17 protein-coding genes and 1 pseudogene are annotated in these 21,775 nt (G+C 68.6%); 5 read left to right on the plus strand and 13 right to left on the minus strand.

Translation table 11 applies throughout. The features are described 5' to 3' along the window. The first annotated feature begins 452 nt into the window (after positions 1 to 452). Entirely contained in the window at positions 453 to 950 is a 498-nt protein-coding gene (locus K7862_RS35440; protein ID WP_222969580.1) for a hypothetical protein, read from the plus strand. 54 nt (positions 951 to 1,004) lie between these two features. On the opposite strand, the gene K7862_RS35445 is transcribed toward K7862_RS35440, so the two are convergent. After that, the gene (locus K7862_RS35445; RefSeq protein ID WP_222969582.1) at positions 1,005 to 1,493 is read right to left on the minus strand and encodes a DUF6233 domain-containing protein; all 489 of its coding nucleotides are present in this window, start codon (positions 1,491 to 1,493) and stop codon (positions 1,005 to 1,007) included. Positions 1,494 to 1,987: 494 nt separating this feature from the next. Here K7862_RS35445 and K7862_RS38370 point away from each other — a divergent pair, with 494 nt between their 5' ends. Then, entirely contained in the window at positions 1,988 to 2,374 is a 387-nt protein-coding gene (locus K7862_RS38370; RefSeq protein WP_308012359.1) for a hypothetical protein, read from the plus strand. On the opposite strand, the gene K7862_RS35455 is transcribed toward K7862_RS38370, so the two are convergent. The 3 genes from K7862_RS35455 to K7862_RS38075 all read right to left on the minus strand — a co-directional run bounded on the left by K7862_RS35455 (position 2,365) and on the right by K7862_RS38075 (position 4,675). Continuing rightward, positions 2,365 to 2,526 (minus strand): hypothetical protein, encoded by a 162-nt coding sequence (locus tag K7862_RS35455; protein ID WP_222969584.1) that lies wholly within the window; start codon positions 2,524 to 2,526, stop codon positions 2,365 to 2,367. The two genes, K7862_RS38370 and K7862_RS35455, sit on opposite strands and share 10 nt — an antisense overlap. A gap of 972 nt (positions 2,527 to 3,498) precedes the next feature. Next, complete coding sequence (locus K7862_RS35460; protein WP_222969586.1) at positions 3,499 to 4,071, minus strand: RNA polymerase sigma factor; 573 nt, start codon at positions 4,069 to 4,071, stop codon at positions 3,499 to 3,501. A gap of 472 nt (positions 4,072 to 4,543) precedes the next feature. Continuing rightward, the gene (locus K7862_RS38075; protein ID WP_262414304.1) at positions 4,544 to 4,675 is read right to left on the minus strand and encodes a hypothetical protein; all 132 of its coding nucleotides are present in this window, start codon (positions 4,673 to 4,675) and stop codon (positions 4,544 to 4,546) included. A gap of 203 nt (positions 4,676 to 4,878) precedes the next feature. Here K7862_RS38075 and K7862_RS35465 point away from each other — a divergent pair, with 203 nt between their 5' ends. Next, positions 4,879 to 6,066: a pentapeptide repeat-containing protein gene (locus K7862_RS35465; protein WP_222969588.1), complete on the plus strand. Its 1,188-nt coding sequence runs from the start codon at positions 4,879 to 4,881 to the stop codon at positions 6,064 to 6,066. A 182-nt stretch (positions 6,067 to 6,248) separates the two neighbouring features. Next, positions 6,249 to 7,541 carry an IS256 family transposase gene (locus K7862_RS35470; RefSeq protein ID WP_262414305.1) on the plus strand — a complete coding sequence of 431 codons (1,293 nt, stop codon included), beginning with the start codon at positions 6,249 to 6,251 and terminating at the stop codon, positions 7,539 to 7,541. A 253-nt stretch (positions 7,542 to 7,794) separates the two neighbouring features. Here the strand turns inward: K7862_RS35470 and K7862_RS35475 are convergent, their stop codons facing one another. Then, positions 7,795 to 8,814, minus strand: coding sequence for a DNA polymerase Y family protein (locus tag K7862_RS35475; protein ID WP_222969590.1), 1,020 nt, complete (start codon positions 8,812 to 8,814; stop codon positions 7,795 to 7,797). After that, on the minus strand, positions 8,811 to 12,290 hold the full coding sequence (locus K7862_RS35480; protein WP_222969592.1) for a DNA polymerase III subunit alpha: 3,480 nt from the start codon (positions 12,288 to 12,290) through the stop codon (positions 8,811 to 8,813). The genes K7862_RS35475 and K7862_RS35480 overlap by 4 nt, the downstream gene beginning before the upstream one ends. Before the next feature lie 484 nt (positions 12,291 to 12,774). Here K7862_RS35480 and K7862_RS35485 point away from each other — a divergent pair. Then, a pseudogene (locus K7862_RS35485) lies at positions 12,775 to 12,903 on the plus strand (LLM class F420-dependent oxidoreductase); the annotation flags it as partial. A gap of 308 nt (positions 12,904 to 13,211) precedes the next feature. Here K7862_RS35485 and K7862_RS35490 read toward each other — a convergent pair. From K7862_RS35490 to K7862_RS35520, 7 genes are all read right to left on the minus strand, one after another. After that, entirely contained in the window at positions 13,212 to 13,661 is a 450-nt protein-coding gene (locus K7862_RS35490) for a hypothetical protein (protein WP_222969594.1), read from the minus strand. A 192-nt stretch (positions 13,662 to 13,853) separates the two neighbouring features. After that, positions 13,854 to 14,390, minus strand: coding sequence for an RraA family protein (locus K7862_RS35495; RefSeq protein ID WP_222969596.1), 537 nt, complete (start codon positions 14,388 to 14,390; stop codon positions 13,854 to 13,856). A 525-nt stretch (positions 14,391 to 14,915) separates the two neighbouring features. Next, positions 14,916 to 16,982, minus strand: a complete 2,067-nt coding sequence (locus K7862_RS35500; protein ID WP_222969598.1) for a hypothetical protein — start codon at positions 16,980 to 16,982, stop codon at positions 14,916 to 14,918. A 40-nt stretch (positions 16,983 to 17,022) separates the two neighbouring features. Then, a complete protein-coding gene (locus K7862_RS35505) occupies positions 17,023 to 19,029 on the minus strand; it encodes a hypothetical protein (protein WP_222969600.1) in 2,007 nt (668 codons plus the stop codon). Further along, entirely contained in the window at positions 19,026 to 19,724 is a 699-nt protein-coding gene (locus tag K7862_RS35510) for a hypothetical protein (protein WP_222969602.1), read from the minus strand. The genes K7862_RS35505 and K7862_RS35510 overlap by 4 nt, the downstream gene beginning before the upstream one ends. 321 nt (positions 19,725 to 20,045) lie before the next feature. Further along, on the minus strand, positions 20,046 to 20,810 hold the full coding sequence (locus tag K7862_RS35515; protein ID WP_308012361.1) for a hypothetical protein: 765 nt from the start codon (positions 20,808 to 20,810) through the stop codon (positions 20,046 to 20,048). 82 nt (positions 20,811 to 20,892) lie between these two features. Continuing rightward, positions 20,893 to 21,775 (minus strand): hypothetical protein (locus tag K7862_RS35520; protein WP_222969604.1); only part of this gene is annotated, 883 nt, incomplete at its 5' end.

Here is a 21,775-nt window from a genome sequence, read left to right on the forward strand (position 1 = left end):
CCCAAGCGGACTCCGGCCGCCAAGATGCGGCGCAGTGCCCTGCGCACGTCGGGCCCGAAGGCGCGTGCGGCCGCCGCGGCCGCGAGCACGAGTTCCATCTGGTGGTTGGTCACCGGACCTAGTGGTCCTTCCAGTTCGAGGGTGGTGTGGCGCCCTGCCCCGTTGCGCCCGGGACCGCTTCGGTGCGGTCTTGCTTACATAGCGTTCGGCGATGGCCATTCGTGCAGCCCGTTCGGGCAGTTTTTTCGAGGCAGAGTTACCGAACGGTCAGTACGTTCGGCCCTCTCCGGAGAGGACTGGACCACCCCGGCTCCCCCATCAGGGGCTCCGCCCGAACACGTGCCCGTCGGAGCGAGCCGCTCCGGAACGCCCGTCGCCAGCCGGAGGTGACGGTGTGACAGATGCCACAGCGGGGAACCGCATGTTCCGCCTGGGGCCGTGCACGCTTCAGCATGGCCACCACCGACGACAGCCGGCGCGACGCTCTCCAACTCGCCCAGCAGACCGATCAGCTCGTCCGGGTCTCCGGGCACCAGCCGCTGCGCGCAGCGGTTCGCTGGATCACCCGCGGCCGCTACGGACACCGCCACGGGTGGCCCGTGATCCCCGAGATCAACGCCCCCTGGCAGGACACCGGGTCCCCAGAACGGGATGGCTGGCGGATGCGCGCCGCCAACCTCCACGGAGACCGCGCCTTCGCCGTCGACTACGTCACCTGCAAGCGCTGCGGCCTGGGATGGGTCGAGATGCCGCACACCAGCCCCGAGTACCAGCGCTGCGGACTGGCCGCCGCGGGCCTGGCCGCGCTGCGCACCGAGCATCCTGGTCTGTCCTGGCACACCCTCGGCGGCCACTTCCGGGATTCGATTCCCTTCTGGACCAGCGTCGGCACCGGCGTGCCCGGCGGCTACCAGCAGCAGGCGACCTGCAGCCACATCTCCAACTTCTGAAACCGGGCGCCTGCCCGGCAGGCGCCCGGGAGCAAGGACTGTCCGCCCGGACTCCTATGCGGCGGGCCGCAGCGGCCGGTCCGGCCGGCACACCTGGCACGCTGCGGCGTCGGCCTGCCCGAGGATGGCGCGGGCCTGCTCGACCGTGGCCGCGCGGGCATGGTCGCGGGTGGCGTGGCAGTGGCCGCGGTGCACGATGCGGGCAGGACCCACATCGTCGGCGAAGTACACCCGCTCCTCGACCTTCCAGGCCGGGGCGACGCCGACGCGCTCGGTCGGCACCTGGTCGTACGGCTGGCCCTCGATCGGCTCGCAGCGTCCCGCCGGTGCCCGGAAATCGACCGGCGCGGGCTCGTCCGTGAGCCGACCCCAGGTGTCGCTGGCGGCCGGCAGGTGGATCTGCAGGTCGTACCACCACGTCCCGTCGGCTTCCTTCCGGCGCCGCTTGGCCACCGCGTAGAGCTTCTGCCCGTCGTGGAGCGTCACCCGCACCAGCGGCCCATCGGCCGCCGGCAGGCTGCCTCCCTCACTCTCCGCGCTCACGCCACCAATCTAATTCGCCTGCCCGTTCGACTCCACGTGAAGTGCCCGGACGATGTGCGCCGGCGGAGCGTGCCGCTCGGCCGAGCCGCGGTGGGGGCCGGAGGATAGCGGTCCCGATCAGGACCGCCGCGTGGCCGTGGCTGGCCTGCAGCCGCGCTGGGTAGCCTCGCCGCAGTCCAACGCTCGCGACGGGGGGGCTCCGATGGTGGTACGGACCGCTGGTGTTGCCGTGATCGCGGTACTGGCTCTTGCCGGATGCCGCTCCACGACGGCGTCGCCCATGCCGGAAGGCACCGGGCACGCGGCGCCGATCGAGGCGAGCACCACGCCGTCGCCCGCGGTCAGTTCTGATGGACCGGTGCCCGTCGGGCCGGGGCCGCAGCCGCATTACACGGTGCAGCCGCAGCCGGCGGGAGGCTCGTGCCACTACCGCTACGAGGGCGGGGAGCCCCCTACCGGATTTGAAGTGCACCCCAGGTGCGGTTTCGCCGGCGGTGACCGAGGACACCATCGCGTCCACGATCTGCAAGAGCGGCTACACGGCCACGATCCGGCCGTCGTCGTACGTCACGAGCAAGGAGAAGACCGCCAACGCGGCCTCCTACGCCTACACCGGGCCGATGGGCGACGCCGAGTACGACCACCAGGTCAGCCTCGAACTCGGCGGCGACCCCAACGACCCGCGGAACCTCTGGGTGGAACCGCCGTCGCCGGGCCACAAGACCGGCTCCGGCCCGAACAACGACAAGGACAAGGTCGAGAACCGCCTGCACACCGCTGTCTGCGCCCACACGGTCACCCTCGTTCAGGCACAGACGGCCATCGCCACGGACTGGACCACCGCGCTGGCCGACCTCCACCTGCAGTCGGCTCACAAGTAGTGGCCGAGCGGCTCGGCCACGTAGGAGCCGTCGAAGAGGGGCGTGTCGGTCAGGACGAACCTGAGGACCCTGCCCTCGACCACATGGACAACCGTCGTCCCGACCGGCAGTCCAGAGGCGATCTGGGCAGCTCCGCCGGCAGGAGAGGTCACGTTGAGCAGCGTGTACCGGCGCGGGGTGCACGAGGCCGTGAATTCCTGCCCGGCTGACGCTTGATGAGTCGTTGCGGTTTCCCCCGCGCCTGCTGGCCGGTTTGGAGTTGCTGCGTCACGGCGGCTCCTCGACCGGTGGGCGACCCACGTGATCAGCCCGAGCACGGCGGAAACGATCAAGCCGGCAACTATATGGGGTACTGCCTCTACGAAAATTTCTCTCATGAGTCAAGCCGCTTCTCTCGCACACCCAATAGACCTCGTTCTTCATCGGGTATACGGAGCAGGGCTCGTCTTTGCGTCACGGGAAAAATAGAGCGGGGCGCCACGCGAATCTCGCGTGACGCCCCGCCCTCAAGGCTTACTCCCGTTGATCGGGATGAAGCAACGGTGTACTAAGATCAGGCATTCGTTCACCTCCTCCTCTCATCTCTTACTAGATGAACAACTCGACCCTTCTGTTCATCTCTAGTTGAAGCTCACCATCTCGGCTTCCGTTTCCCCCAGCTTACGGAAGACCGCGTGGTTCGCGTACTTCAGGTACTTCATGCATTGTCTCAAGACCGGCTAGACAATGCGGATCTACGGTTTGTTCAGGGATCCCCTGTCGTCACCCTGCCCGCGATTCGCGGGGAAAATTGATCTGTCCTTTCTCGTACTGACCGCCACTATTCGCCGTTTAACAGCGGTTCTTGTTGTCCTAGTTGGGTTTTGGCTCCGTTCTGGCCACCGGCCCTGGGGCCGACCATCACACGGCCCCTGGGGCCGACCATCACCCGGCCGGCCCCCGAGTGGCTGAGGTAATCGGCCCTCCGCCGTCCTCAGCCACAGCAGCGCCGACCTCGGCGGGAGAGATCCCCAGCGACGCGTACAGACGCGCACTGAAGCTCTCGCCGTCGAAGTCGGCCACTGCCTCCTTCAGGGGTACGGCGGCTAGATGGAGACGCTGTTCAACGTCCATCGCGCCCTCCGTTAGATTTCGCCCTCGATCTTTGAACGCAGTTCAGTCATCGCCCGTTTATGGAGCCGACGAGCGGTCGCTTCGCTGCAACCGAGGATCTGCGCTGACTTCCTCACGGACTTTTCGTCCACGTACATCAGGAAAATCAGCCCTTGCTTGGTCGGGTCAAGTTCCCTGACGGCGGCCCAAAGCTCGCGCGCCATCTGGTTGAACAGAGCGTCGTTATCCGCAGATTCATGCCGCGAGAGCGGCTTCATCTCGGAGTCGTACTTCGCTTCTCGCTTCTCCCGTGCACTGGTTCCACGACAGTGGTCCCGGAAGGTACGCTGCAAAGTTTTCACGGCGTACCCCATGAGAGCGGACTGCGGAAGATCCGCAGCCCAGGCGAGGATATTGGACCAGTTATTCCACACCTTGGTGTAGGTCTCCTGGAGAATATCCTCAGCGAGAACTCTGTTCTTCGCGAGGGAGTAAGAGAAGGCGTACAGCGACGTCTTCGTCTTCTCGACAAAATGAATATAAGCGGCTGTCGGGGACTCTTGATGAGGTTCCCCGGGCACAGGGAGGCGTACTGCCGTTCCCATGAACACCCCTAGACAGGTAAGGGCATGCCCTCCGGCCGGGAGGGCACCGGAGGCACCTCGGCGCGGGTGCTCACCCCGTACACGGAGCCGACCGTCGAAGTGCGTCACGTTGGCCGGGATGAATCTTCGGGCCGTGGGTCAGGATCCCACTCCTCGGGCTCCGCGCGGCCGAGGTTGGTGTCAACGGGCAACCTCATGCCGGGTGTTGAACCGAGCGTCCTTGATCGCGGCTGCCGCAGCGCAGGAGTTCCTCGCCGTCGACCAATCGGATGGAGCTGGGGGGCGGAAACAGTGGGTCCTGACACCGAGACCACGAGGCGGGCCTTGCCAACGCCGAGCAAGCCGGTGACGGCCCCCGCGGATCGATGTGCTCGCCGGCGAGCCGGACTTTGACTACGCCACCCAAGCCGTGCTCGCCCTGTGAGCAGACGTGTCCGCCCTCCTCTGTGCCTGCTCACAGCCTCAGGAAGGCTCAGGTGGCGACCCAGACCGTCAGCCCGAACGTCAGGGGCACGACCAGTTGTGGAACCCGGATGGCGACGCTGACGGCAAAGGCGGTGCCGAGAGCGGCAACGGCGAGCTTTGTGCGAGCAGGGTCAGACATGACGCAGGGCCTCCTGTCGAGTTGGGACTGCCATCCATAGGTAGCGCTCTGCATCCTCGTAGAAGAGTGTCGCTGGCCCCCTCGCGTCTCGATCCGATCAGCCAGCGGGGGCGAAAACGGTCGTCTGTGGCGGCACGTAGACCCAATCCAGTGCTCGTCATCCGGCTGCGACCCTCAGGCTGCCCAGCCATATGGTCGTCCTCATGACAGACGACCGGAGACCGTGGTCCGCGCAGAGCGATCAACAGTTACGGCTCTGGAGGGTCGGGTGGGCGCTCGGCCTGGCCTTCGGCGCCGCAGTCTTGGCGGCAGGTGGCATCTTCTATGGCTTGGTGGTGCTGCTCGGCTTCAAGCACATCGACACCAACAGCAAGCTCGACGCAAACACGCTCTTCGACCTGGTGAAGCTGTCCTTCGGAGTGGTAGCCGGAGCCGGCGCACTCGTTGCCCTGGTCGTCGCCTACCGCCGCCAGCGCGTCGACGAGGTCGGCTCCCACCGGGAAGCCACCCGCCTGCACACCGAGCGCTTCTCCCAGGCCATCGACAAACTCGGCTCCGACTCCCCCGCTGTACGTCTCGGAGGCGTCCACGCCCTGGCCGGCCTCGCCGACGACGCTCCCGACAACAGCCTCCGCCAGACCTGCATCGACGTCCTCTGTGCCTACCTGCGGCTACCCTCCCCTCCTGACCCGGGCGATCTGCCCGATCCCTTGCCCAACGGCTCCTCCCCCAGCCAGGCACAGCACGCTGCCCACCAGGCTGAGAAAGATCGGTACCGCGCGATGCGTGGGGTCAGGCATACGATCCTGCGACTGCTCGGAGAGCACTACCGCCTCCCTGAGGGCACCCACCGGTCTTGGCAAGGCCTCAATCTCGACCTCACTGGCGTCACCATCGATGGCAACCTTGACTTCACCGGCGCCGTCTTCTCCGGCGGCGAGGTATCCCTTCGCGGCGCCGTCTTTTCCAGCGGCATCATGTCCTTCGGTGGCGCGGTCTTCTCCGGCCGCACGGTGCTCATCCACTCCAGCGCTGGTGGGTTTGTCTCCGGCACTTCCTTCGGCGGTGCGGTGTACGTCGACGGCGACGTAATCAATGACGGGGTGTACTTCGACGGCGCCGTCTTCTCCGGCAGCAAGGTGGTCTTCGACTTCGCCGTCTTCGAGGGCAGGGTCTCTTTTCGCGAATCCAGCTTCTCCAACAGCGAGGTGTCCTTCCACGGCGCTACCTTCTCCCGAGACAGGGTGTCCTTCCACGGCGCCGTCTTCTCTGGCGGCAGGATTGACTTCCTTGCCGTGGTGGGGCCAGCTCCGGCTGACCTTCTCACCACGGTCAACGCCTCTTCTGCAGAGGTCCTCCTCCCTCCAGCTTGGCTGCCTGTGAACCCATAACATCAGGGGGGCGGAAACGGTCGTCTAAGCCCCCCGTCGCCGATCCGATCCCGAAACCCTGTTGAACTGGCGAAGATTCGGACGTTCGGGTGTGCTGATCCAATGGGATCCGTTCCGCGCTTACGCCCCCCCTTGGGACTGTAAAACGTTCGGTGTAACTCCTGATCAAGGAAGATGCATCGATGACCAGCGAGAACGTGGCCGAGGCCGAGTCTGTCGAGGCGGCTGAGCCGCGCCTGACGAAGGCGGTGGACGACCAGCTCATTGACGAGCTGGTGGGCCGTGCCCAAGCCGAAGGCCTGCAGTTGACCGGTGAGGGAGGGCTGCTGCAACAGCTGACGAAGCGGCTGCTCGAGTCCGCCCTGGAGGGCGAGATCACCGACCACCTCGGCTATGACAAGCACGACCCCGCCGGGAAGAACGGAGGCAACTCCCGGAACGGCACCAGGTCCAAGACCGTGCTCACGGACGTCGGTCCGGTCGAGATATCCGTGCCCCGCGACCGTGAGGGCTCCTTCGAGCCGAAGATCGTCAAGAAGAGGCAGAAGCGCCTGACCGGCGTGGACGAGATGGTCATCTCCCTGTCCGCGAAGGGCCTGACCACCGGCGAGGTCCAGGCTCACCTGGCCGAGGTCTACGGCGCCGAAGTCTCCCGCCAGACCATCTCCACCATCACCGACAAGGTCATGGACAGCATGGCCGAATGGCAGAGCCGGCCCCTGGACGCTGTCTACCCGGTGGTCTTCATCGACGCCATCCACGTGAAGATCCGCGATGGCGCGGTGGCCAACCGGCCGATCTATGTGGCCCTGGCCGTCACCACCGACGGCCGGCGCGAGATCCTCGGCTTGTGGGCCGGCGACGGCGGCGAGGGCGCCAAGCACTGGCTGCACATCCTCACGGAGATCAAGAACCGCGGCGTCGGCGATGTCCTCATGCTGGTCTGCGACGGCCTCAAGGGTCTGCCCGACGCGGTCGAAGCGGTGTGGCCGCAGACGATCGTCCAGACCTGCGTGGTCCATCTGCTGCGGAACTCCTTCCGCTATGCCGCCCGTCAGGACTGGGACAAGATCGCCCGTGTCCTCAAGCCCGTCTGCACCGCCCCGACCGAAGAGGCCGCACTGGAACGGTTCGCTGAGTTCGCCGACACCTGGGGCAGGAAGTATCCGGCGATCGTCCGGCTCTGGGAGAACGCTTGGGAGGAGTTCACCCCGTTCCTCCGCTTCGACACCGAGATCCGCCGCATCATCTGCACGACGAATGCGATCGAGTCCGTGAACGCCAGGATCCGCCGAGCGGTCAAGGCCCGCGGGCATTTCCCCAACGAGCAGGCCGCCTTGAAGTGCGTCTACATGGCCATCATGTCGCTCGACCCCACCGGCAAGGGGCAGGCCCGCTGGACCATGCGCTGGAAGACCGCGCTGAACGCCTTCGACATCACCTTCGACGGCCGCCTCTCAGCAGCACGCCAGTAACCCCAACAACCCCAGTTACACCGCTCGTTTTACAGACCCCCCCCTTTCGCCCCCTACAGTGAGGGTTCGGGGGTGGGCAAGTACCTCCGGGCGGGACGCGGCGGTGACGGTCGGTCAGCCACGGGCAGGGCGCGCCGATCAGGTTCCCGCTTGTCGCGAGCAGTAGCCGCCTCTGCGGCCCCGGCCCTTTGGGGAGCCGAGCTGGGACCCGGCTCCCGAAACCGTGCCGTGCCGTGCCGTGCCGGGGCGAGGCTCAGGGTCGATCTGGCGTTGTGGCATGGGCGGGGTGGTTGGCCAAGGTTCCCGGCTTGACGGCATCGTGCCCGAAGCGGCGGCGTGCGCGGTCGGCGGCGGCTTCGGCGGCGCGGGCGCGTTCGTCGGCGGGGTCGAGGAGCATCTGGTGGTAGGCGGTGTCTTCGTCGTCGAGCTGTTCGGCGCGTAGGGCGTAGGCGCGGACGCGGGCGCGTTGCAGGCCGAGAGAGTTGAGCATGCCGAGCGCAGTCGCTGCCAGGGCGGGGGAGTGGGCGGTTGGTTCGGGCAGTCGGCGGCTGCGGGTGCTGTGGGAGCGGTCGGCGTAGCGGACGGTCAGCGTCAGCGCGCTGGTGATCCGGTGGTCGTCGCGCAGCCGGATGCCGATCTGCTCGGCAAGCGCCAGGACCGCCGCGTGGTGCTGGCGCGGGTCAAGGCAGTCGCGTTCCAGGATGTGGTCGGCGGTCAGCCGCTCGGCGTGTGCGTGCGGGGTCACCGGGTTGATGTCGATGCCGCAGGCGCGGTCGGCCAGCGCACGGGCCGGGCCGGCACCGAGGATCCGCTGCAGGGTGGCCGGGGGCAGGTCGGCGATCTGGCCGATGGTGTGCAGTCCGTAGCGGGCCAGGGTGGTGGCGGTGGCCTTGCCGACGCCCGGAAGGGCCGCGACCGGCCGTAGTCGCAGCCACTGCGCCGCGGCATCGGGGCGGCTGCTCACGTGGACGGTACGTCCCGGGGGTGCGGTGGCCGCGGCCATGGCGGCGATCATGCGGTTGGGTCCGAGGCCGGCGCTGGTGTCGATCCCGTAGAGCGCGGCGATCCGCAGCCGGGCCAACTGCAGGACCTCGTACGGTTCGCGGTCGAAGTAGCGCAGGGCGCCGGTGAGATCGAGTTGGACCGCGTTCGGCGGGATCGCGGCGACCTTCGGGGTGATGCCGGCGAGCAGGTCCAGGACCTCCTCGTAGCGGTCCTCGGTGAGCCGGCCGTGCAGGTGCAGGTGGGCGATGTACCGATCGGTGGTGCTCATCCGGCACTCCCTTGACTGCGGTGCCCGAGCCGGCGCACGTCAGCGGACCGGGTTCCGGCGGGCTGCAGGTCGCTGTAGGGGTGCATCTTCGTGCCGGTCGTCGGATCGGTGAGCGTCCGTCCTTCACCGGGTTGGGCGGGTGTGGGCTGCGGGGTGTCCTTGCCCAACAGCTCGAGGGCGGCTTCCGGGCCGCGATCCCGTCGGATGGCTGCGACGGCGTCGAGGTCCCAGGACATCTCGCCGACGACGGTGCGTCGCCGGCCGCGGACTTCGACGGTGCCGCGGATCAGCAGCAGGCCGGAGTGGAAGACGGTGTGGGCGCAGGCCTCGTGGGAGTCGTCGAAGAACGCCAAGTCGACCAGGCCGCTGCCGTCCTCGAGGGTCACGAAGATCACGCGCCGGCCGGAGGCGATGGGCGGGGTCTGGGTCGCGGACTTCACGCCGGCGACCAGGACCTGCTGGCCGCGGTGCATGCGCTGCAGGTGTGCGGCGTCGGTGGCGCCGATCTCGCGGAGCAGCCGGTGGTGGTGCTCCATGAGGTGGTGGTCGACGTCGACACCGAGGATCTGCAGTTGCGCGCCGACGGACTCGCGACGGCTCATGTCGGGCAGTCCGCTCCGCTCGCCCGCGCTCACCGGGCCGGTCTTGATGGGGACTTGGCCGTGGCCGGCGGTACGGGTCTTGGACTGGCGGTGGAGTTCGTTGATCTGCAGCAGCAGGTCCCGGCGTGTCGCGTGCGCCTCGCGCAGGCAGTCCAGGGCGCCGATCTCGGCGAGCCGTTCTGCCAGCGGCCGGGACGGCCGGGCGCGCTGCCAGAAGTCCGAGAGCGACCGGTAGGGCTGACCGTCCTGCACGCGGGCGGCCTCCTGCTCGGTGATGCCCCGCACCCCGGACAGCGCCAGGCGTACCCCCAGCCGCCGATCCGCCTCCGGACCGGTGCCTTCGACGCGGTAGTCGACCTGCGAGGCGTTGACATCCACGGGCAGAACCGGAACACCGTGGCGGCGGAAGTCCGCGACGATCACGCGCGGTGGCCACATGCCGGGGTCGGCCTGCAGCAGGCCGGCGAGCAGGGCTGCGGGGTGGTGGGCCTTGAGCCAGGCCGACTGCAGGGCGGGCACCGCGAAGGCCACGGCGTGGGCCCGGCAGAAGCCGTAGGCGCCGAACGCGGCGATGGTCTCCCACACCTGATCACGGACGGCTTGGCTGTAGCCGCGGGCGGCCGCCGCCTCGTGGAACCAGGCCTCGATCTTCGGCATGCGTTCGGCGTCGCCGAGGGCTCGGCGGGCGACTTCGCCGGCGGCGCGGTCGCAGCCGGTCATCACCGCGAAGGTGGCGATGATCTGCTCGTGCCAGATCGTGACCCCGTAGGTGTCCCGCAGCACGGGCTCCAGGTCGGGGTGGGCGTAGCTGGGGTCGGCGCCGTGTCGGGCGGCGATGTACCGCTCGGGCATGCCGCCGGCCACCGGGCCGGGCCGGAACAGGGAGATGTCGGCGATGACGTCCTGCGGATCGCGGGGCTGCAACCGCGAGAGCAGGTCCTGCTGGCCGGGCGACTCGAGCTGGAACAGGCCGATGGTGCGGCTCTCCTGGATCAGCTTGAACGCGAAGAAGTCGTCCAGCGGCACCTGCGTGGGGTCGTCGAGGTCGATCCGCTCGCCGCCCGTGGTCCGTTCGATCTCGTCGACGGCGTGCGCCATCGCCGACTGCATCCGCACGCCCAGCACGTCCAGCTTGAGGTTGCCCTGGATCTCCACCTCTTCCTTGGCGGCCTGCAGCATCGGATAGTCGCCCTGGGGGGTGGGCTGCACCGGCAGCCGGTCCAGCAATGTCGCGTCGGAGATGATCACCCCGCACGGGTGCATCGCCATGCCCCGCACCAAAGCGTCCAGACCCTCGGCCAACTCAAACAGCGGCCCGAACTTCCCCGTCCCCGCCTCTGCAGCGAGCCCGCGCAGCTCCGGAAGCTCCACCAGGGCGCTGCGGATGTCACAGGCCCGGATGTGCGGAAACGATTTCGCAATCCGGTCCGCCTCATACGGCGCGATCCCGAGCGCGAGGGCGGTGTCCCGCAGGGCGTGCCGGGCCCGGTAGGTCTCAGGCATCGCCGTCACACCCACCCGGCGCCTGCCGAAGCGCTCGAAGATCGCGTCATAACACTCCAGGCGCCGCTCACTCTCAACGTCGAGATCGATGTCGGGAAAGGAGTTCCGTCGCACCGACAAGAACCGCTCGAACAGCAGATGATGCTCGATCGGATTCGCGGTCGCGATCCGCAGCGCGTGACAGATCATGCTGCCCGCCCCCGACCCGCGCGCGGCCACCCGGATCCCCAACTCCCTGACGTCCGCGACGACCTGGCCCACGGCGAGGAAGTACGGCGCATAGTCCAGGTGCGCCACCACCCCCAGTTCGTACTCCAGTCGGTCCATCGCCGCACGATCCCGATCCAGACCGCGATCGGCCATCCCCGCAACGCTCCGCTCGCGCAACAGCCGGTTCGCGCCACCGGGCCCCGGGTCCGCGCCCACCACGACGGCCTCGGGGAAGTGCCGCGACCCGATCCCCAGGTCCTCCTTGGGGTCCGCGCGGCACGCATCCGCCGCAGCAGCCGTGTCCTCCAGCAGCCGGCCCACACGGCGCGGACCCATGCCGGCACACTCCACCACCCGCTCAGCGACCGTGGTCATCTGCTCTGGGTCGGCCAGCCAGCGCCGCCCCGAATCCAGGCTCCGCAAATCCGCCGGGCGCAGCAGCCGCGCCGCATCCAGCACGTCCGCGAGCCGGTGCTGGCTGGGATCGGCGTAACGGACCGCGTTCGTCAGAACCGCCGGCACCCGGACACGGTCGGCCAGCGCCAGTGTCTGGGCGGCCAGCCGCAGCGACCCGGGCTTTGTGCCGGGGGCGTCGTGGCAGATCACCTCCAGCCGCACACCATCTCCGAAAACCTCCCGCCAGGGGGCGATTAGCTGCACGGCCTGGTCCTCCCGGCCCGCGGCCAACGCATGGCCCGGCTCGGACATGGGCCCGAGCAGAACGATCAGCCCCTCCCCGCCGAGCTCCCGCAAGTCTTCCCACGGCACCTGCGCCGGACGGGCCTGCCTGGCGGTGCCTGCGTGCGCGGCGGACGTGATCCGGCACAACCGCGCCCATCCCGCGCCGTCCCGCGCGAGCAACGTGAACCGCAAGCCCGGCTCGATCACGTGCGCACCGCCCCGGTCCGGGGTGCGCCGCCGCGGCGCCGGAGCACCCGGCAACAGAGGCTCCACCGCCAGGTCGATACCGAACACCGGGCGCACCCCGGCAGCCGCGCACGCCTGCGCGAACCGCACCGTGCCGGTCACCGTGTCCCGGTCGGTCAGCGCCAGGGTGTCCATGCCGCGCTCAGCAGCCCTCTGGACCAGCTGCTCGGGATGGGAGGCGCCGTACCGGGCGGAGTAACCGGATGCGACATGCAGATGGGCGTAGCCCGCCATGTCGCACCTCCATTCCTCCACCCCATTTCATGCTAAAACCGAACAAAAACACTCGTACGTCCGTTCGAATGGCAGCGTACAGCCCGACCCGCGGAACAGCGACGGGACACCACGGGCATCACCCGCACGAGCGACCGCGCACCACCCGCACGACCGATACCAACTCAAGGCAGCTACCGCGCACTTGCCGCGACCAGGGCAAACACGCGACCGCGCCAGAAGAGACCGACACCACACCCAGACACACGCCACAGGTCGGTGAACCTTTGCGGTCACAGCACTGGCAGACCGAGGGCGCCGGAGCGGCGTGGGTGCATTGAGGGGGTCCTCACGTGCGAGAGATGAACCCGTAGATGCTGCGTTGGGGGATCTGGGAACAGCGAAGGGGATCGGCTTGCCCCGCCGACGCCCATGTACTGAGCGCCGTCATCCGCGTCGCGCCATGGGCCGGTCGGCGTCAGCGCCAGGCTGGTGGATTCGCGAGGGGTTTCAAAGCGAGGAGATGGCCAACCACGGCACCGACGCCGCCACCCGCGGCAAGCTCGTCAACGAGCGGCTGCGCGCCATCGTCGAGCTGTGGACCAAGGAGAAGGCCGAGTTCCACGGCGAGTTCGCAAGCCTCGCTGTCCATCGTCGCCTTCGCGTCCGTCAGTACGTCGAGGGCCTGAGTACGGGGGATGATCACCGCGCACGAGCCTCTGGCGAACACGGGCCAACCGACGAAATGAGCGCGTCGGGGTGACGGAATGCTCGGCTCGCCGCCGCCCGAGGGCCGCAGGGTGGGTGGCGACCGTGGAAGGGCGACGGTGGCGTCATGAGGCGCGCTGACGAAGTCGCGGCCGCAAAGTTGACGCGCTTGTCCTGCACCGCTGCCACGTCATTGCGTCCCCTCTGCGCATCGTCGTAAGTCGGGCTCGGCGTCTACCAGGGTGGGCGGGTGTCGCGGAGTGCTGCCGGGGTCTGGTCGGGCAGGGCCCTGTCTTGGTCGGTGCGCAGCAGCATGCCCGGGTCGGGTTCGAAGTCTTCGTTGGGCGGTGCCGGCTGGTGGAAACGTTCGGTGCGCGGGATGGTGACTTCCACCAGCCGTTCTTCCTGGAACATCCACAGCCCGAAGCAGTCGTCGTCCTGGTCGCGAAGCAGTACTTGCACCGTGTGCGGATGCGGCCACGGCAGGGACTCCAGGTGCTTGAGCAGGCCCTTGCGGGCGCGCATCTTCTCGAATTCCAGGGCCCACCCGAACTGGTAACCCCAGTGCCCCGTGATCGGGACGAAGTGGCCTCGCCACGTGCGTTCCGGGTCGTCCTTGGTCAGTGGTTCCATGACCTCGTCCGCCCCACGGGCAAGCACGATGACCTCGGCATCTCTGCTCATGACGGAGTATCACCCCACCCGCGCAATCTTCCGCAACCGAATTCCTCAGCCGGCCCGGCGCAGACGAATGAGGGCTGGGTGGTTCCGGTCCGCCGTCGGGACCCGTGGGCCTACGGTCGTCGGGAATGACAGTCGGGAGACCGCCGTCATGCCTATGGGAAACGATCACTCCGCACCTTGCAACACCGCTGGTCAGAGATTTCCGTCGGTGGCCCACACGTAGTCCCCAGGGCGCACGGCGACTCCATAGACGACGACGGGCCGATTGGCCTCAAACGGGGTGACCTTGTCTCCGCCCCATCGCGCTTCCTCACCCCGGCAGTACACAGCGAGCCCGTTCTCTTCCAGTTGGCTGAAATCACGGAGCCGACCATCGGCGAGTACGCCACGTAGACCCCGACCTACCGGCCGCGACATTTTCGTTCCGCCGCCCAAAGACACATCCGGATATCCGTTGCTCGCCATCACCAGTACGCGGCCCAAAGCGCCTTCGCGGACCGCCTGATCGAAGACGTTGACAAAATTGAACGTCTCAGAGGGCAGTGCGTCCTCGCACGTGGGAAAGAAGGACATTGTGACAGCCGGCCCAAACAGCAGGCGATCAGGTGCGGGACTCGAAAGATCAACCATGTGGCTGTGATGCCGGTGCAGCCGACCAAGTGCGTCCATCGCGTCTGCCACCCCCACGCTCTGCGCGAGCATCAGCAAACGCTCCTGGGTCTCCTCCATGCCGCCACCTCCACCCGGGCTGCTCACTCACGGGCAAGGCAAGCCCGTCATGTCTAACCAGCCCTGAAACCAGCATGCGTCATCAAGGACGGTGCCGTTCGTCCGGTTTGCCCTGTGTATTCGGAGGCCTCCAAGCGGTCAAGCCACCCGCAGGAGGGGACGGAGGAGACCTTCGCAAAGGGTCGCCGACGTGCTGGCTGGCCGGACCCGCGCCGCCGCGCTGTGGGTGGCCGCGCTGCACCGTGTGGCCGGTCGGCGGGAGGAGGCGCTGGTCTGGCGCGCACGGGCCCGCGGAATGCTGACGGGCGGCCGGTCAGCGCGCCGTGATCGCAGCGTGCGGGCCGCTTCGGGCGGACTGCCTACGCTCGGCAGCTGCTCCTGAAAGTCGAGGTGCCGCCGCCGTGGGCTTCATGGTGGCGGCGCGACCAGACCGGCCGCCGGGGGAATGGCCGCTGTCGCAGGGGCGATCAGGTCGGGGGCGCACAACCAACTGTCGCCGGGATCCGTCCCACGGCGCAGTTCGTTCTAGGTCGTTGTGCGGGGCAGGCGGAGCGCGGACGGGGTTGGGCGTCCGATGGGCAGGACCCCGGTCACGATGAGCCGGGGGACCTCGGTGGCGCTGCGCGCGTGGTGGATGATCCAGATGCTGTCCTCGACGCTCCGGTATCCGCCGGTGTGGCCGCTGTCGTCGCCGACTAAGAGTATGCCGAAGGGCGGGCCGGTGGCGGTGTAGTTGGCGGCTTGCGCGAGGTAGCCCTTCTGGATGCGTTCGCGTGTCCAGTTGGTGGTGCGGCGTTTGACCTCGGCGACGAAGCGACTGCCGGGTTCGGGGGTGTAGGTGACGTCGGTGCGCCCGCTGGCGACGTCGATGAGTTCGCGTTGCACGGTGCCGGGAGTGAGCGTGCCGGCGAGGTGCTGGTGGAGGTCGTCTTGGACGTGCTTTTCGTCCCAGTGATCGGGGGTGCCGTCGGCCTTGTCGGGGCAGGGGCCGAGGTAGGCGGTACGGACGCCGTAGTAGTCGGCCTGGGCGTCGAAGCGGTCGTAGAGGAACCGTAGGAACTGTTCCAACAGGGTGGTGAAGTAGGAGCTGTCGCGTGGCTTCCAGGCGGGGCTGGTGGCCAGTTCCTCGAGCAGGAGCTCCAAGTGGGCGTCCAAGCGGGCGTTGCCGGTCGGGGTGTAGCCCTTGGCATGCTGCTCCACGAGCTGCTCGATCCGGTCCAGGAGTTGCGGGTCGAGGTCTTTGCGCAGCGCGGGGGTGTCAGTTTGGAAGAGCGCGGCGAGGGTGGGGCGACCCTCCAGGGTTTTTCCCGGCACCACCTGGCCGGTCGCCGTTGCTTGCCGCTGGGCCCGCACGGCCTCGCGCAGGGCGAGGGCGTCGGGGGAGTTGGTGAACTGCGGGTCGGTGGTGAGGGCCTGTTCAAGGTGGTGCAGCAGTCCGTCGCTGCGAACGAATGCGGCCTCGACCGGCGGGCTCACCAGGGCTGTCAGCCCGTTGGATTCGCCGGCCGGGGCTGTGTGGATGCTGCGGCTGGCGACGTACACGTCCAGCAGGTCTCCCAGGGCGCTGGCCGGGTCGTACCAGCTGGGCTGGTCCAGGTGGGTGCGGGCGGTCTGGAGCGAGGTGACGAGACGGGACCAGGCGCTCTGCGTGAGTCCGCGGGCGCTGAGCCAGTCCAGCTGATGCATGCCGCGGGTCCACGCGGCCAACTGCGCGATGACAGTGTCTAGTTGGGCGGCGGCCTCGGCCAGGCGCTGCTCGGCGGGCGTGGCTGCCGCGGGCCGCGGGTCGAGTTCTCCGAAGGCGAGGACCGCGTCGACGGCGGCGGCGTGGGCGCGGGCGTCGAGTCGGGTTTCGTGGGTACGGTCGAGATCCTTGAACCGCATCAGGGCCCGGCGCAGATGCTCCTCTACGGCCGCGCGGTCGGGCGCCTCCAGGGCGGTGCGCATGTCTGCGAGGGCCAGTTCGAAGCTGGCGTCGGCCCGGGTACCGGAAGGCAGGCTGGCCTGGTTCTCCAGCGCGCTCAGGACGTCGAGCAGGGCGTCGTCGCCGAAGTGGTCGTGGGCGACGCCGACGAGGATCGGCAGCCGCTCCAATGCGTCGGAGGGCTCGTTGCCGGTGATCTCGGTAAGCAGCCCCAGCAGGCGGTGTGGGGTGGCCGTCTGCGCGACGGCCAGGCGCAGCAGGCCCGCGACGGCCGGCTGGGCCAAGGCGGCGTCGGCATCGCCGGCGAGCGCGGTCTCGACATGGGCGGCAAGGTCTCGCACGGTGCGGTTGCCGAGGCGCATGGCCAGGTCAGGGTGGGCACAGACCACGTCGATCGCGTCGGCCAGGACCCAGGCTGCCTGCGGGTCTCGCAGCCCCTGGGCCGCGGCGTCGAGTAGCTGCCGGGCCTGGTCACTGTCCATGGCGTTGAGCTCCCGGCCGAGTGCAGTGAGGAGATATGGCAGGAGAGGACCGGCGGCGAGCTGGCCTGCTTCAGCCAGGACCGCCTCGGTCCCGCCGAGGTCTGCGAGCGAGGGGCCTGCGTCCAGTTCGTCGTCGGTGGCGTGGCTGGCCCAGTCCTGGAGCGTCTGGTCCACGCTTGGGGCCACGGTCCTCTCCTTGTCGCCGGCCGGTTCCGGAACGAGCAGCTTAGAACAGGTGTTCACCATCGCTGGTGATGAGGTGGTCGCGGGGCAGGGCGTCGACGAGCTCGGGCTGCGCCGTGGTGAGAACGACCTGCAAATCGGGAAGTTCTGCGGCGATGGCCTGCAGTTCGGCGATCAGGGTGCGGGCGGGAACCTCGGTGACCTCTTCGGCGGCAACCGAGTCGATCAGCAGGAGTCCGGGGTGTGTGGCGACGCTCCGGTCGGCACTGACCCGCAGGAGCGCGATGACGGTTGCGATCCGCATACGGAGCCGGTCGCCGCGGCTGAGCCGCTTGAACGGGGTCTTCACCCCGGCCTTGACGGCGTTGACCTTGCCGGAGCGGTCGAGTCTGACGCTGTCGAGGTTCTGCACGCCGAACCGGGTGGCGAGCTCGACGATCGCGTCGTTCATCGCCGGGAACAGCTGCTTGGCTGCAGCGTCGACGGCCGCGCGGACGGCGTCTTGCGTGGCAGCCAAGACCTGCGCGGACACCGGAACTGGCGGAGCCGTCGGTGTGGATCCGGTTGCCTCGAGTCGTCCGCGGAGCTCGCCGGCCCGGATCTCGAGCTCACGCAGGCGGTCGTGGGCCTGCGAGGTGGCAAGGGCTTGCTCCAGGCTGGCCACTGCCTCGCGATGATCGGCCAGAGCGGCCTGTACCGCCTCCAAAGCCTTCGACCGATGATCGGTCGCTTCCTGCTCCGCCTCGCGCGCGCCCTCCAGTGTCTGTTCCAGCTCTGCCAGCAGTGCCTCGGCGATTTCCGGGTCGACCTCAGGCAGCGGCCGCGTGCACACCGCACAGCTGGCCTGCTCGCGCTCCTGGCTGCGCCGCGCGCCGCCCAGAGGTTCCTCGCACCGCGGGCAGCACACCGGGTCCAGCCGTCCCAGGACCCGCCGGGCCTGCCAGGTCTCCTGGGCATCCAGCAGCCCCTGATCCGCGCGCATCCGCGCGGTGGACACGTCCGTGAGCGTCTGCTCGCTCTCTTGCAACAGCGCCCGCCTGCCGCGCAGTTCGGTCGCGGCCTGGTCGGCGGCCTGCAGTAGCGGGGAGATGTCCTGGGTAGACGCCCGCCGCGAAGCCTCGATCTGCCGGACGATGTCGTCGAGTTCCGTCTGCCACGCTTCACGCTCGGTGCGGCGGGCCTCCGCGTCACCTTCCGCCCGCCGCTGCCCCTGGGTGATCGTCTTCTTCTCCCGCTTACCGGCCACGGACAGCTGGGTGAGGGCCGTGCTGTAGGGGATATCGACGAACAGCTCCATGAGCCGCGCGGGCAGGCCGCCGGCGACATCGCCGAGCAGGATCTCGTCCCCGCCGGGATTGAGGTAACAGGCACCGAAGTACGACGCCCAGCCGTGGACCTGCGCGGCCCCCTCGCCGTCAGCGCCGCCGGTCACCTGCCACAAGTTGGTGTGCTCCATACGCAGCGCGTCCAGGAAGAACTCGCCGATACACCGGCTGACCTCGTCGTTACCGGATGCGGTTGCCAGCAGGCGCAGCGCTTCGTCATCCGCGGCAAGCAGCTGGTCGATGGAGTCCCCGACGAGGATCCGGCCCCGCAGCTGGGGGTGCGGCTGGTCGTCGACGTCCAGGACGATGCGGATCGGCCTACCGGCCACGGCGATGTCCACGCTCAGATGCCGCAGCCACGAGCGGACGTCGGGCGGCAGATCCCGTGGCGCCCCGCGCAACGGGAAGACGAGGAACTCCAGCAGGCTGGTTTTCCCGGCGCTGTTGTCCGGGTGGACGATCGCCCACACCCCTGGAGCCAAGGGCCGATCCACGGCGAAGCCCTCGCCCGAGTGCTTTGTGCCGCTGGCGCGCAGCCGAATGATGCGCAGTCGCCGGTCGGCGGCCGTCGGGCTTTTCAGGGTGATGTTCGCCTCCGCCAACGTCCGCTCGACCTGTACCGGCGTCAGCTCCAACTTCTCCGCAACCTCGCTGAGGATCTCGCTGGCGCTGGGAGTGGCGGTCGGGTCCGCCGGGTCGGAGCGGGCCGAGACGGGCTCGGTCATGAAGCCTCCTTGTCACTGTTGCCCGTGGCTCCCGGGCCAAGTGCAGCTTGTAGTTCGCGTAGCCGCTCGCGGGCCTGCTCGGTGATGGCGCCGATGTGCTGGCCCCACGGGGTGTCGGCGTAGTCCCGCAACAGGTACTGCCGGTCCTTCAGCTGCGTACCGCCCAGACCGTCGACCAGGTCCACAACCAGGCGCGTGCGCTCGACATACCAGGCCAGTGCGGGCGCCTCAGCGACCATAGACTTCGCCACCTGCCGGCCCCGCTCGAGCAGGAAGTAGATGTGCTCCACCACACGCTCCCGCCCGAGGAGTTGCGTCTTGCGCAACAGCCCCCGCTCCACCAGCGGGGCCAGAGCATCATCGAGCTCCTCGAACGCCCCGTACTTGTAACGCAACATCGGAAAACGCCGAAGATCCGGTTCCTCCGAGCCCAGAATCTCCGCAGCAAGCTCCAGCAACCGCGGCACGTCCGGCGTGGCCACGTACTCGTTCATCAACTCGTAGGCCAGGTAGTCCGGATTGCGTACCCAGAAGTCCAGCTTCTGCAGCCGCACCTGGGTATGGACCACCCCGACAGTCGACGGCGGCACCCACTCGCCGTCGGCGATCGGCCCGGCAGCGGCGTCGATCAACAACAGCAGCCGCACCGAATCCTGCCAGCGAGTGGCCCGACGTACCGCTGCGGATGTGACCATCACGCTCCTTCTCGTCGGCCCGCTGCGCCGCTCCTGGCCAACAATCTTGACAGGGCAACGCTGCGAGCAGGCAGAGATCTGGAAGGTCGGCAGCGGCGTCTGGTGTCGGCCCGCCGCCCACCGCTGCCAATGCGTTCCGGCATCGGCCGGGTGCCGGCGTCAGCCGCTCGCGTCGCGCTGTCCGCCGGGTCGTGTGGCGAGCCACCTCACGTGCATCTCCTGGCCTCGGCCGCCGTCCACTGCCCGCCGGTCGCCCCAGGCCCCCCGGTCCGCCGTCCTTGGACAGCTTCATGTGGGTGACCTGCGCTCGCCGTGGGACGGCTACTGCGGCAGGCGAGGATCCCCGATCGTCGGCTTTCTCCGCTCGCCCTCGGGGGTGAAGGTGAACGATCCGCGAAACGAGCCACCGCCGAAACGCACTGCGAGGAGCAACGGTTGGCCATGCTCAGGCGGCCACGATTCCGCCCCCGGTTCGCTGCCGTTCCACAGGTGGAAGACCACCATCGGCTGGTGCGGGTCCTGCGAGAGGTAGCCGAGCGTCTTCCCGTACCGAGGATTGTTCCCTCCGAACAGCACAGAGGGAGGGCCGAACTCCGCCGTCACGTCAGGCCAGGTGCGGTCAACCGCACCCCACCGCCGGACGCGCCCCGTGAGAGCCTGGTACTCCTCCCCGGTGAGGACCCGATCGGGCTTGAGCCAGCCGCGCCGGTTCGCGAACTCCGCGTACACCGAGGCGACTTCGCAGCAGTCAGCCTGCGCGGGGAAGACATCCTGGAAGGCCCCGCTGGGCCCGATGGGGGTCCAGAGCCCCTGCTTTTCCCAACTCTGCTTCAGCTGGTTCCACGCCTCGCGCTGGCGCTCGATGAACAGCAAGTGGTCAATCAGGAGCCGGAAGGCCACCTCGCCCCCGAACATCCCGGGCCGGCGAAGGGCGAGGTTGAGCTGATCAATGAGGTGATCGTGGATCTCTTCAGCCGCGGTAATCGGAGTAGGAAGTGTCACGCACACAGTCTCCGTCAGCTCGAACAGCGCCTCCGCGCGGGCGGTCAGCCAGTCGTAGAAGTCGGTCCGGAATCGGGACAACACGGTCAAGGCCTCAACGCGAAAAGGCCGGACGCCGCGGCGGCGTGAGCGCCGGGCGACTGCGCGATCGGTGGCGGGAGGGTGTTCAGCCGCCGGTGAGGACCTCGACGCCGGTGGTGCTCGCCCACTCGGTGATCTTCTGGCGGTAGCGGGGGCCCCAGGCAGGAAGGTTGATCTGCCCATCGTGGGTGAGCTGTTCGGCCTCCACGACACCGAAGCGTTGGTAGCAGTCGGCGAGCAGGGCGGCGGCCGCCTGCACCAGCAGGCTCCCGCCGTCCGCGGCCCCGAGCAGGAGCCCGGCGGTGCCGACGGCGAACTGCTGGTCGACGCTGCTGAAGACGATGTGCGCACTGCTGCCGCGATCGCTGGCGATGCCGCAGGCCGGCTGGTTGCCGACGGCCAGTGTCAGGCGGGCGGTGGCTGTGCCGGCGGCCGCCGCGCGCTTCGTACTGTGACCGGCCAGGTAGTGCAGGATCGCGAGGACGTTCATCACCACCAGGTCACTGTGCCAGCTCCTGACGAGCTCGGGCAGCGCCTCGTCGGTGCCGCCGAAGGCGCCCACGAGCGGACCCTCGGTGACCCAGGCCGCGGTGCCGTCACCGTGGAAGTGCGCCACGTGCCGGCAGCGGGACTCTCCGGTGGAGGCGATGAAGCGCCGCGGTCCCACGCCGAAGGACCCGAACACGTCCCGGCCGTAGATCGGCAGGTCGGAGGCCGACAGTTCGCGGCGGAAGGCGTGGAAGCTGGCGGCTTCGATGGGGAAGGCGCCGGGCAGGTCCGGGGTGAGAGTCAGCAGGAGCTTGGGCCCGGGGCGGGCCCGTCCGTCGGTGGAGATGGCCGCGTGTGCGGCTTCCAGGACGTCGTGGCGGCCGGCAGCCAGGCTGGCCGAGGCAGCGATGGCGCGTTTGACCTGGGCCACGTTCATGTAAGCGGTGTGGTTGTCGTTGCGGTAGGGGAAGGACAGGGTG

Origin of the sequence: Actinacidiphila acidipaludis (genome assembly GCF_019890725.1) — a bacterium.
In the GTDB taxonomy this organism is placed as follows: Bacteria; Actinomycetota; Actinomycetes; order Streptomycetales; family Streptomycetaceae; genus Actinacidiphila; species Actinacidiphila acidipaludis.